Source organism: Ferdinandcohnia sp. QZ13 (genome assembly GCF_031324165.1).
GTDB lineage: Bacteria > Bacillota > Bacilli > Bacillales > Bacillaceae_L > Ferdinandcohnia.
Window position 1 is genome coordinate 1,103,408 of the sequence record NZ_JAVIVW010000001.1, and the last position, 12,366, is coordinate 1,115,773.

At 36.2% G+C, this 12,366-nt stretch carries 14 protein-coding genes; 3 read left to right on the forward strand and 11 right to left on the reverse strand.

The window, feature by feature from the left end; translation table 11 throughout:
- The first annotated feature begins 80 nt into the window (after nucleotides 1-80).
- Nucleotides 81-1,052 (forward strand): BMQ_0737 family morphogenetic spore coat protein, encoded by a 972-nt coding sequence (locus RGU12_RS05335; protein WP_309535134.1) that lies wholly within the window; start codon nucleotides 81-83, stop codon nucleotides 1,050-1,052.
- A 32-nt stretch (nucleotides 1,053-1,084) separates the two neighbouring features.
- Here the strand turns inward: RGU12_RS05335 and RGU12_RS05340 are convergent, their stop codons facing one another.
- The 3 genes from RGU12_RS05340 to RGU12_RS05350 all read right to left on the reverse strand — a co-directional run bounded on the left by RGU12_RS05340 (nucleotide 1,085) and on the right by RGU12_RS05350 (nucleotide 4,043).
- The gene (locus tag RGU12_RS05340; RefSeq protein WP_309535135.1) at nucleotides 1,085-3,448 is read right to left on the reverse strand and encodes a glycosyltransferase family 4 protein; all 2,364 of its coding nucleotides are present in this window, start codon (nucleotides 3,446-3,448) and stop codon (nucleotides 1,085-1,087) included.
- A gap of 80 nt (nucleotides 3,449-3,528) precedes the next feature.
- Nucleotides 3,529-3,651, reverse strand: a complete 123-nt coding sequence (locus tag RGU12_RS05345) for a hypothetical protein (protein WP_309535136.1) — start codon at nucleotides 3,649-3,651, stop codon at nucleotides 3,529-3,531.
- A 71-nt stretch (nucleotides 3,652-3,722) separates the two neighbouring features.
- Entirely contained in the window at nucleotides 3,723-4,043 is a 321-nt protein-coding gene (locus RGU12_RS05350) for a hypothetical protein (RefSeq protein WP_309535137.1), read from the reverse strand.
- A 166-nt stretch (nucleotides 4,044-4,209) separates the two neighbouring features.
- Between RGU12_RS05350 and RGU12_RS05355 the strand changes: the two genes are divergently transcribed.
- Nucleotides 4,210-4,929 carry a BMQ_0737 family morphogenetic spore coat protein gene (locus RGU12_RS05355; RefSeq protein WP_309535138.1) on the forward strand — a complete coding sequence of 240 codons (720 nt, stop codon included), beginning with the start codon at nucleotides 4,210-4,212 and terminating at the stop codon, nucleotides 4,927-4,929.
- 116 nt (nucleotides 4,930-5,045) lie between these two features.
- On the forward strand, nucleotides 5,046-5,843 hold the full coding sequence (locus RGU12_RS05360; protein ID WP_309535139.1) for a hypothetical protein: 798 nt from the start codon (nucleotides 5,046-5,048) through the stop codon (nucleotides 5,841-5,843).
- Between the two features lie 178 nt (nucleotides 5,844-6,021).
- Here RGU12_RS05360 and RGU12_RS05365 read toward each other — a convergent pair whose 3' ends face one another.
- From RGU12_RS05365 to RGU12_RS05400, 8 genes are all read right to left on the reverse strand, one after another.
- Complete coding sequence (locus RGU12_RS05365) at nucleotides 6,022-6,741, reverse strand: hypothetical protein (RefSeq protein WP_309535140.1); 720 nt, start codon at nucleotides 6,739-6,741, stop codon at nucleotides 6,022-6,024.
- Nucleotides 6,742-6,799: 58 nt separating this feature from the next.
- Nucleotides 6,800-7,576 (reverse strand): HipA family kinase, encoded by a 777-nt coding sequence (locus tag RGU12_RS05370; protein ID WP_309535141.1) that lies wholly within the window; start codon nucleotides 7,574-7,576, stop codon nucleotides 6,800-6,802.
- Nucleotides 7,557-8,660: a glycosyltransferase family 4 protein gene (locus RGU12_RS05375; protein WP_309535142.1), complete on the reverse strand. Its 1,104-nt coding sequence runs from the start codon at nucleotides 8,658-8,660 to the stop codon at nucleotides 7,557-7,559. The genes RGU12_RS05370 and RGU12_RS05375 overlap by 20 nt, the downstream gene beginning before the upstream one ends.
- 41 nt (nucleotides 8,661-8,701) lie before the next feature.
- A complete protein-coding gene (locus RGU12_RS05380; RefSeq protein WP_309535143.1) occupies nucleotides 8,702-9,658 on the reverse strand; it encodes a protein kinase family protein in 957 nt (318 codons plus the stop codon).
- Between the two features lie 208 nt (nucleotides 9,659-9,866).
- A complete protein-coding gene (locus RGU12_RS05385; protein ID WP_309535144.1) occupies nucleotides 9,867-10,091 on the reverse strand; it encodes a hypothetical protein in 225 nt (74 codons plus the stop codon).
- 220 nt (nucleotides 10,092-10,311) lie between these two features.
- Nucleotides 10,312-10,539, reverse strand: coding sequence for a hypothetical protein (locus tag RGU12_RS05390; RefSeq protein ID WP_309535145.1), 228 nt, complete (start codon nucleotides 10,537-10,539; stop codon nucleotides 10,312-10,314).
- 104 nt (nucleotides 10,540-10,643) lie between these two features.
- Complete coding sequence (locus RGU12_RS05395; RefSeq protein WP_309535146.1) at nucleotides 10,644-10,991, reverse strand: DUF1360 domain-containing protein; 348 nt, start codon at nucleotides 10,989-10,991, stop codon at nucleotides 10,644-10,646.
- Nucleotides 10,992-11,087: 96 nt separating this feature from the next.
- Nucleotides 11,088-12,365, reverse strand: a complete 1,278-nt coding sequence (locus RGU12_RS05400) for a UDP-glucose dehydrogenase family protein (protein WP_309535147.1) — start codon at nucleotides 12,363-12,365, stop codon at nucleotides 11,088-11,090.
- Between the last annotated feature and the right edge of the window lies 1 nt (nucleotide 12,366).

A 12,366-nucleotide genomic window follows, 5' to 3' on the forward strand; every position in this document is an offset into this window, starting at 1 on the left:
TGAAGCTTTTGCCTAGTACAATTCATGGTCAGTAGCCATATAATAAAAAGACCAATCTGAACGAAAGGAGGTAACAACACTTGCAGCTAATAGAACTACAAAATGACAAAAAACACTGTATCAGAACAAAGAAAGTGTTCGATTGGGTTAATCGAGTTGTTCATATTAAGGAAAAAGAAGTCATTTCGTTTCCTAATCAAAAAGACCATTTTAAGGACTGCATTTGCTGTGATTTTAAAATTAAATGCAATTCCTCCTCCAAAACACTACTTTGGCAAGGGTACGGGATTGATCATGTCACAGCAACAGTAAAAATTAAGTTAACCTCCTCTTGTGGTTGTAAATTAGACATTTTTGTAAATGGAGAAAAAATAAATTCCATTTGTCAGAGCGAATCCTTTTGTGGAACAATTGGGAACGTGAAACGCATTGAGGTACAATGTGATGGAAAGCATTCCGATAGCTGCTGCTGTGGAGAGTTCGAGTTAAACATCCATTACACACATGAGGATGAACCGTGTGAAGTGGATATAAGAAACGCAATTTGCTTCCTATCTGATGAACACGGAAACCCACTTGATCCATACAATCCAGAATCTATTAAATGTGAAGAACAAACGGACGAATTTCCTAGAGAAAACGTCGACATAACACTTCATAACGGTAAAACGGTTACCCTTCAAAAAATAACCGTTCTGAAGTCAGGCTTTGTTACAGTAAAATTCCTAAATTCCAAAAATAAAGTTTGCATGGTATGTACCTTCCCTTTTCTAGAATATGAATCATTTCATCTATGTGCCCCAGAAGGCACAACGCTAAAATGTGAAATCACGGACTTTGAATGTAAAGTAAAGATTCTTCCACATCCAAAAAAGGATGCAAACTGCTTAAGAATCCAAATCTTTATTCAAATTTGTCAAAGTATACAGGTTATTGGCGTAGTGAAATTGGAAGTAATTGGTGTTGAATGTAATCCTAGAGAAGAAATCAAAGAAACTACTACTTGCCCCCCGCTTGAAGTTCCAAGAGATTGTCCAATGGTACCCAGCTAAAATAGGAGTTTCAGATGAAACTCCTATTTTTATTAATGTTCTTCAATAATTTTCCGATAAACCTTTAAATAATTTTCTGTCATCGTGTTAGTTGAAAACCGCTCCTCCACATATTTCCTTAGATCAGAAGGTGATGGAAATGTCATATTTACTGCCTTATCCTTCATTTCTTCAACACTATTACAGATTAATTCTGGAAATCCTTCCATTACCTCAGGCACCGCCCCATTTGCAAGTGCCAAAACTGGTGTCCCGCAAGCCATTGCTTCAATCATTACAAGTCCAAATGCCTCATCCCAATTTGTTGGAAATAACATGCATTTTGCATTTTTAAGCAAGTCTTGTTTAAGCTGACCACCAACTGCCCCCAAATAATCTATATTTGGATTCCTGCTCATTCTTGGTCTAAATTCTTTCTCATATTCTTTGTAGTCTGAATAAGGTCCAGCAACTTTTAATTTTAGATTAGCTTGTTCACAAATGTCTAAAGCAAAATGTATACCCTTTTCCTTAGCAAGTCTTCCTATATATAAAAAATAATCTTCTTTTTGATCACAAAACTGATAATCTTCTAGCCTAATTGAATTATGAACAAAATCTCCATAACCTCGACCAAACTTGTTAAGAATCGTTTGACTAACGTATACTGGATTTTTCACATCATTTTGTGCTCCTATATGAACAGTACATACAGTAGGGATTTCTAAATTTAGTCTTCCAATCGATGAAAAATGTGTATGGTCATGGATAATATCAACTTCTTCTGGAAGCCTCTCCTTAACTTGCTTAATGATTTCACTTACCTTCCATCTTCCTCGATGGTTATAGGGGATTAGCCTTGCACTTGTTTTTGATCCATTAGGTGCAAATACATATACCTCATGCCCTAGCCCAACGAGTTCCTCGGTAAGGTCATATACTACTTTTTCGATACCCCCATAATCAGCGGGTGGGATTGGAAAAATATCAGGAGCTACTTGAACAATTTTTAATCGTTTTGAAGCATTTTCCTCTAGTTTTTTTTGAAGTAAAATTTTATTGTTTTTTAAATTTGAACTACTCGGTAAATAACTTAGTCCAATTTCATTATGATGATTCGCTTTTTCAAATTTAGATAAACGATAGTAGCAAATGCAAAGCTGCACATGTGGAAACCATGTACTATTTTTTTCTTCAATATATTTATTTGTTTTAAGCTTAAGTGCTAGATCAAACCAAAAAACAGCATCCTTTAAATTCTGCTCTTCTTTAAAACAGAGACCGAGTAAACAGCAAAAATCAGCGGTTGGTTTAGATGTTTTAAAGGTATCTAAAATTAACTCCTTTGCCTGATTTGTTTTCCCTTGTTCCAATAATTTTTTTGCAACTTCATATTTGTTTTCATGCAGTACTTCATTAGGCAACTTGTTTAAGTTTCGGTTATTTAGATGAATAGGTGGGATTTTCTCTTCAATTATTTTTCGGTATAGTTCAGTATAGGAATCTACCATTTTTTCTTTAGAAAACATATCTGCAACATGTTTTCGTAGTACAGCTGGTTTTGGAAAAGTTTGCTTATTAACCTTTTCAATCATTTCTTGCAGTTCTTGACATATACAGTCATGAAAGGCACCTAAAACCTCTGGTACAGAACCATTATTTAAGGCAAGCACCGGGGTACCACAGGCCATTGCCTCAACCATAACTAACCCGAAAGGCTCTCTCCAAGTGATAGGAAATAGAAGACAGTTTGCGTGTTTTAATAGCAGTTGCTTTTCTTCTCCCCCTGTTTCTCCAACATATTTGATGTTTGGATTTTGTTTCATTCTAGGTTCTACCTCTTTAAGAAAATACTGACGATCAAAGATTGGTCCAGCAATTCTTAGCTCCCTATTTGTTTTGTCTGCAATTTCTAATGCATGGTGAATTCCTTTCTTTGGACTTACTTCACCTAAAAAGAGTAGATAGTCCTGTTTCTCACTACTAAACTCAAACTCTTCCATATCAATTCCGTTATAAATGCAATATCCAAGGTTACCACCCACATCTTTTAAAGCCCTCTGACTGATGTATACTGGATAGCGCGGAAGGTTACTGTTATTAATATGAATCGTACTAATGGTTGGTATTGGCAGATTTAGTTGATCAATGATTGAAAAATGAGTATGGTCGTGGATGAGGTCAATTTCAGGTGGTAATGTCTTTTTCACGTATTCAGCAATTTTTTGATTATTAGGCCCCTTATGTTCATAGGGTATTAGAGTGGCGCTTGTTTGACTTCCCCTTGGCGCATATAAAAAAACTTCATGTCCCATTTTAACTAAGTCCTCTGTTAAAGAATGAACAACACGTTGAATACCACCGTATTTTGGAGGTGGGACTGGGATTGTATCTGTGGATATTTGAACGATCCGCATAAAATAGCTCCTTTCAGATTTCTCATTTAACAAGTTAAACCCCTCATCATACACTAAAACTGATGAGAGGTTTCTCATTCCTATTTACGTACTTTCTTACACCCACAGCCACCAGACTTTTTCTTAACAGGTTTATTTTTATTATTAGAGGAAGAAAAAACCTTAACGCTGTCTGAAGGATTGTTCTTAGTATTGTTATCCATCTTAATTCCTCCATATATTGGTATAGTGTTAGTATATGTCTGTTTAACAAATTTTGTTTTCCACGTTCTGCTTATTTTTTCTTCTTTTCATGAATGAGATTGTGAAAGAACCACCCATTTTCTAGGACTACTGCCTCTTTGTTCGCACGTTTTTCCTCCATTTTCTTAATGGGTTCAGCTGATCTTTTTTCTGTTGCTTCTTCGATATTAGATGAAACGAACTGTTGCTTTAATAGCTCATTTTCAGAACGTAAATTGCTAATTTGTTCCTTTAAATATTGGTTTTCTAATAGCAACTTTTCCTTTTGAATGGATTTATATTTTGATAGTTCCGATTGTAAATGGATAATTTTTTGTTGCAAAATTACTGAATTACTAGAATTTCGATTCAATTTTTACCCCTCCTTCAATCTGTCATTACTCTATATAAAACATTGAATCAACATATCATATGAGCAAAATTCCGCGATTGTCACAGCACACTTGACTATCTAAAACATACTATACAGTAGCCCCAATACCCAAAGGGTTATTACAACAAAAAGGAGGAACACACAAGTGGATTCAAAGCACCATAACCATCATAGAGACAAAGAACAAGTTTGTATACTGACTAGGAAAATATATGACTGGATCACTCGCCAGATTGACGTAAATCTTACATTCACAGATAATCTACCAGTAAAATTCAAATGTGACGGTCATACAGAGCGCACACTAGAAGAACTTTGTAATTTTTTAGAACACCATAACAACGTATCCGTTAATTGCTTCCTAAGTGATTCAATGGGTAATCCGGTTGAAACTGGTTTCCAAAATAATAATCAGGTTACTGTTCAAGAAATTGGTCAACGTCAACCAGTTACTGTAACATTACCTAACGGTGACCGAGTAACATTGCAAAGGGTAAAAGTTCTTATTAGAGGCTTTATAACAGTAGAAATTCTAGGCGACATGGATAATGTTTTATGTAGAACAAAAACTCCAATTCCATTCGTAACAACGCAAACATTCTTATTATGTGCTCCTGAAGGAACAGAACTAAATGTTCATGTATCATTAGCTGAATGCGATGCAACTTTAATTTGTGAGCCAGATATCCAACAACTAGATATCAGCCTCACACTCTGCCTAGAAGTTCAAACTGAAGCTGATGTGAAGCTAGAAATCGAAGCTAGACACTGTCAGCCACGTGAAGAAATCCTAGAAGAAGTTGTATTATGTCCAACAGAGAAATTCCCACCACAATGTCCAGAAGTTTTTCCTGCTCATCACTAATAAGCACTGGTTAAACTAGACTGTTGAATCATCAACAGTCTAGTTTATTTTTGGTACTTAGAAAAACACAATTTCTATGTTTCTTACATAACTTGTAATGGAAGGAGGGAACCCATTTGAAACCAAGACAGCAGCTAGGGCGTCAGGAAGATCATATCCAACTGAAGCAGCGTATTATTCATTATCAATCCGAAATTGTAGCCTACGAGCATAAACTGAAATCCCTTCAAGCAAGTATAGAAAAAGAAAAAGTACGAAATCAATTTTTACAGGAAAAATTATATTCAATTGAGGACCAACAATTGGAGACCTATCAGAAGGAAATCTATGAATTAAAGGAAAAGCTTACAAAGCTTGAAGTCGAGCTTGAGGAGGAAAAAAATCGCTCAACACAGCTTCAACAAAAAGTTGTTTCAGCTAAACATCCAGTAGAGTCACCGAAGGAAAAACCTGTTGAAGCCATTGCGAACATTCAAGCCTATTTTGCCTATTCGACCCTCTTACCAGCTACAGAGGATGATGATTTAACCATCATTGGGGATTTCGTGATTAAAAATACTGGAACAAAAGCCTTACATGATATGATCGTTTGTATCAAACTTTCTCCTATAGATGCCGGTACGTTAAGTGGAAAAATCGCAACTAAAAAATCACAAACCTTTATTGAATCCGATATTGACTGGGTCTTTTTACATGAAAACTGGAAAGATAAAATTAAGAATAACGGAGAATACTGGATTAAATGTGTAGATCCAAACCCGCTCCAACCAAATGACACAATTGTCTTTCCTCAATTTGATATTAGTCTTCCTAAAAATGAAGAGCAGCATTCAGTCGTAGTCGACGGTTTTGTATATAGTAAAGAGTTGCCAAAGGGGACCTTTTCTCTTAACAAAATTATTGTAAACTATTAGAGGGTTTGGGGATGAAGGACTGGTTGCTTTATATATAAGACCAAAAAGTCCTTCATACCCTTGATGAAGACCTTTTTGATTGTTTCATTGCTCCGAATAGTTCTTCATAACCCTGATGATGACCTTTTTAATCGTTTCATTGCCACGAAAAGTCCTTCATATCCCAATGAGATCCATATTAATCTTTTAGATAGTATTTTCCTCTGTCTAAATAGTTGAATGATTGTGTGTAGCCTAATAGGGTTACTAGATTTGCATCTGAAACGAGCAATAAATCTGTTATAATATAGGGCTTTTTAAGGGTTCTTTTTAAATTAGGAAGGGTAAGCGGCTGTAATTTGATTAATTTTCTAGTGGATTTAAGAATATATATATCAAAATGAGTCTTCAAATAGCTTAGGAAATCTTCAACACTTATTCCAAAAGCTTCAAGGTAGATGTTGTTAAAATCGAGGATTCCTATAACTTCCTCACAGTCTTTTGTAAGCTTCTCGATTACTTTTAATGCTTTTTCCCCCGTTCCATGAAGATTCATTTTGAATAATAACTTTCGATGCTTTTGCTCAGTGTCGAGCAGTTGCTCAAGTGAATGTTCTAGCGTAATCTGATTTGCATTTGGGTGTTCTCTTCTTGATTTCTTCAGAAATGGTTCCAGCTCTTTGTTTGCTTCACATCCTATTATTCGAGCTTCTTTATGATATTCTGTTGAAAAAAGAACATCTCCAAATCCAGAACCAATATCTACGATTAAATCAGGTGCAAATTGTGTTGCAGCAACCTTCCAGACATTAGTTACCTTTTGGTGTAGGATGCCATTGTTTGCTATCAACTGCCTACCTTTATTTGTTTGCTCATCGACATAAATACAATGATTCGAATGGCCAATTTGAAGTTTCAAATAAGATCATTCCCCCTTATTTATAGATTAAAAAGGACAGCATCGTAAGCTGTCCTTTTTACGCATTTGCATGAAGTGGTCGATAGCGTGATTTGATAAAGTCACGGATCAATTTGTGGAGAACGATATCTCGACGACATATTAAATAATCGACAACCTGCTTTTTCTCCTCTTCTGTAATGGCCCAGTCTTCTGGTGTATAGTCAACAATTTCGTTTAATAAATGGATGGGAATCGATTGAATGATGGCTAATTGGTCGTAAAAATCCTTTTCATCTTCAATAAAGCTTGCGAGTAGCTCATGTGTCGCACTTTTCATTAGTTTTCTACAATAGGTTGATAGATTTGTACTATCCCAGGCATATGAACCAAATAGATCAGCGTGATCGATAATATAAAGTTCGTGATATCCTTTACTCACTTCTTTAAAAAGGACGTTTTTTCTCGTCCGATCAAGATTATACAACCAATAATCCAAAATGATGATTCCTGCAAGATGTTTGCGATTAATGACATTCGGAGAAGTTAATTGATGAGCGTTTTGACAATTTGGAATATACTCAATGGCAAACTGTTGATTTGTCACTTTTACAAGCTCCCCATCGGTCAGCTCACTAAAGTATTTTTGCGGGATTTGTACAAACCGGCTTGGTGGAACTGGGAGCTGCAGATAGCGTGCAATTGAATAGCCTACCCATTCATTAAACAATACCTTCTCTTGGCCTTCCTTCAAAAATTTAACAATATACTGTTTGCCATTATCAAATGAAAAGAGATGTGCATTATTGGATTTTCCCTCAAATAATTGATGATACTTAGTTGGTTGGATGCTCATCACCCCCAGTCAACTCTTGAAGTAGTCTAACATAGTTTTCAGCACATTTTTCTAATGAGAAATATGATTCTACTCGTTCTCTCGCGTTAGCGGATAATGATTGATAATACTCTGGTGCATCTATGATTTGATAGATTTTTTTCGCTGCGTCTTGTGCATTTTCTTCGAAATATAACAAGCCTGTCTTTCCATCCTCGACAATCTCTGGAATAGATGAAATTCCTGGTGCAACAACAGGTACCCCGCAAGCCATTGATTCAATAAAGGTGTTTCCAAACGACTCGCCCTTCGTCGTGGCTATGGTGCATCCGCCGGATTGTCGAACCTTTGAATACATATGTGGCATTTCTTGATAAGCAACTACCGGATACCATTTTACAATATCTGTTAATTCATGCTGATTCCAGTAGATTTCAAATTCACTTTTTTGTATACTATTTGCTCCACCGACGATCCAAATTTCAATGTCATTCCGTTCACTTTTAATTCGATGAGCAATTTCCATTAAGAGCTTCCAGTTTTTTCGCCCATCTAATCTACCAATGTAGGCAACTACCTTTTTCCCTTTTGGAATGAAAGGTTCTTTATCTAAATGGGTTTCTTCGGGTTGGAGCGGTTTAAAAAATTCTATGTCAATCCCATTATAAATCACCTCATAGGGGGCGTTGGAATCGATTAGAATCGATGCAAGACGTTTTTGATGATGTGAGGGTACGATTATACGGTCTGGCGTGACCTCATCAAAATCAGGAAGATGACGAGTTAGCTTAAGAATTTCTGGGGTACGAGCCTCCAGTATAAGAGGTCCCTTGTAGTTCGCTTTTCTAATCCATTTAAAGCCCTTTTTCGTATCACAAATAATAATCACGTCATACTTATTTTTTTGAATGATCTTGACTATTTCTTCCTTATCATTTGTTAGATAGACTTTGGCGACATCATCCATGATATGCATGCCACCAAGGTCTTTTACATACATAAAATCTGTTTCGATACCATATTTTTTAAAATACACGGCTCGATTTCGCCAGCCTGCGTTCACGCCTCCAACCGTCAATAAGCGCCATATCACTAATACCTTCAAGATTAGCCTCCTTTCTATCCATAATACTACGATTCATCTTTTTACTTTTTTCGTTTCTTTTTAGAAGAAGAATAGACTCTCGCTTTATTATTTGAATTACTAGTTTGTAAAGATTTCTTGCCTTTTTTATCCTTCTTACTCTTTCCATAAATATATTCCCGCTCAAGCTCTTTTGCATTTGCCTTTACATATTCAATGTCCATCCCCCGTGCTGTTAAAGCTTTTATCCATTGTTCTTTGTGGACCTTCCTAACGAGGTCCTCAATTTTTGAATCCCATTCGTTTTTACCAGTTAAGAGCACCTTCTCCTCTTTTTTCAGCTTCTTAATTTCTCCATCCTCTTGTGCAAAATATTTTTCGTGCAATGCAGTTGCATACTTTTCCATTTCGATGTACTTCTGCCATTCTTCGTGAAGCTGTGGAGCCATTTCTTTTACATGCTCTAAAAACAATTCTCGATATTGATCTCCTAGGCTATTTAATAGTTTTCGGGGGTATGGGTAGACGCGGTTTCTCCATACTGTTGTACCTACATCAAGAACCTTTAGATTTCCATCATCCTGCACAAAGATATGACGTTTATGATGGTCAATTCTTTCAAGTCCAATTTGCTTATAGGTAGTTAATAAATGAATAAGCTTAATAGATAAGCTTTTTGTTAATGGTTGCGATTGTAAATACTCACGTAAGTCAATTCCGTAAACCATTTCCATTGCAATATAATTCGGACCGCTACAGTATACCTTTGGAAAAAGATTTGTATGTTGACCGAGACTTAATGCATAGAGCTCTCTCGCACAAACATCTTCTTCCCCATATACCTTCACACAAACATCATCATTTACTTGAAATACTGCTCCATGTACACCCTTTCCGATCATTTTAAGTGGTGTATTATTATTTTGTACTGTCACTTCGGCATCTTCATGTGCTTGGACAGTAATATCGTTTACATATTTTTCTATTACCTTACAATCTATATTCACATGTTTGTTCAATCCAATTTCACCTCTCAACGGTTTTACGATTTAATTTAAATAAAAAGTTTAAATACTGATTTATCCTTGTAAAAGTCTATCAATGTATAATATTCTTTGGAAATTCGCTTGTGTAGGACAAATTACTTAGAAAAACCGTATTTATTTCAATAAATTTAATCAAAGACTGACTTGCTTTGTATCGCAAGCAGTCCTTGTCTTTCTTATATTATGATTTTTCCTCCTGTACAGGGGCTTCAGATTCTCTGACTGATTGTTCTTCCTGTGTATGTTGCTCTGTGGATTCTTCAGCTGTTGTTGCTTCTTCTATTTGTGTATTAAAACTAAATTGAAGATTGCCAAAGACATTTCGGAGCACATTTTCCATTTCCTCTCTTACAATAGCACGGAGTTCATCGTATTTTTTTGACTTCTCTTTTTCCTTCTTCCCCATCGTTCTCACCTCCCAACTCAGTACTATAACGTATACGTTTTTAGAAGATTTGGAAGTGTGTTTGTCCATTCTTGCTTAAAAAAGGCATTTATGATTGATTCATAACACCTAAGATGCTGTTGGAATTGAAGCATGATTAGCACTAGTAGAGCTCAAAAAAAAAAACGAAGGTATCGTTTTGATACTTTCGTTTTTTTAATTATATTAGGCATTTGCTAGATTAAGAACGTCTTCTTATTTGATCCAAGATGCTGTGTATTTCACTAATGTTTGCGTCAGGTCCAATCGTAATGCTTAGATCCCTCATACTTATATCCATACCCAAAACTTGAATGCTTATTCCACCTGGTGCATTCACGTTCAATGTGTTTTCTGGATTTGAGCCGACCTGATTCATGCCGTCTTGGTTTTGTCTCTCATTGTCTTTAGATGATCCACTTTTCCCCATATTCTCACCTCTTTACTGTTTCTAATTCCTACTATATGGAATATGTCTATAATCTGTATGGACAGGAGTGTATGAATAGGAAAATGTGTATTTTACCTAGTAGCCTAATTTAGTAGTCTTGTAACACAGGTTTCGATAATGGCAGCAAGTCCTGCGATTGCGAAAATCACAATAAGCGGTTCTGAAAGGGGCAAATAAAATTCATAAAGAAGATAAAGAAATCCCGTTGACCAAATCCCAGTACACCAATAACAACTTAATAGTTCACCAATCCATCTCCTTATCCCAGTTCCTTTAAGCTGAATATATTCTTCCACCGTTCCATCTGGTAGCTCTTCCTCAATCATCTCATGAAAGGGTCTGCGAATAAATTCGGTAATTTTATCAAACACCAATAGCCTAGTAAGTCGAAAACTTGCTAAACCAAGAAGAATAAACTCAAAAATAGTCAAGAATTCTCCTCCTTTCAAGTGGAAACCCGTTTGAATATCCTTTTTAATAAAATATGGTCACCACAACGATTACATGATGACCATTTGAATATTAGATTACGGCTTTCCAATGCCTTCATAATGAAATCCGATGTTTACAAGTTCTTGTTTGTTTAAAGCATTTCTTCCATCAAAGATGTAAGGTCGATTTACAGTACTTTTCACCTTCTGCCAATCTAAATTCAAATACTCATCCCAATCTGTAATTAAAACAATAGCATCCACACCATCTACTGCATCAAAAACATGATCAAACTGCTTCACACTAGGATTAGTAATGGTAACAATCGGATCATGCACGTTCACGGAACAGCCTTTACTTACAAGTTCGTCGATTACAACCAAACTTGGAGACTCCCTTGTATCATCTGTTCCTGGTTTAAAAGCTACCCCTAGTACTGCAATGCTCTTACCTTCCAAACCACCTATGTGCTTCTCAACCTTTTCTAAAAAGTAAAATGGCTGTGATTTATTAATCTCTTCTACTTCTTCAAGGATGGATAATATCATCCCCTCTTCCTTTGCAATCGTAATCAATGCACTGACATCTTTCGGAAAGCATGAACCACCATAACCTATCCCTGCTTTGAGGAAATGGGGTCCAATCCGATGATCGAGACCGATACCTTTTGAAATTTCGTCAATGTCCACCTGCATCATATCGCAAAGTCTTGCCAATTGATTGATAAAGGAGATTTTCAATGCGAGAAAGGAATTTGAAGCGTATTTTATCAGCTCTGCGGCGTTTGGAGTCGTTTCGACAATTGGAGATGTTTCAGAAACATATAATTGTCTCATCATCTCAAGCGCCTTTTTACTTGAACTGCCGATTACTACTCGATCTGGATGAAGGGCGTCATAAACGGCAGACCCCTCTCTTAAAAATTCAGGATTTGATACCACATCAAACGGGACCTTCCCGTTTTCGGCCTCAATTACTTCTTTTACTTTACTAGCTGTCCCGACTGGAACAGTACTTTTATTAATCACAACCTTGTACTTGTTCATATAGGTTCCAATCATCTTCGCTACTGAATACACAGCACTCAGATCTGCACTTCCGTCTTTTTTCTTCGGTGTTCCGACACAAATAAATATAAAGTCATTTTGTTGAATGGCTGTTTTTACATCGGTTGTAAACGATATATTGTTTTGGTTTAGATGCTTCCTTAATAATTCGGGTAGCCCTTTCTCATAAAAATGAAGCCTTCCCGCCGATAAAGCCTCTACTTTTTTTTCATCAATATCTAGGCCCGTAACCTTGTGTCCTTTCTCACATAATACTAGGCCTGTTGTTGTTCCGACATATCCTGTTCCAATGACTAAAACATTCACC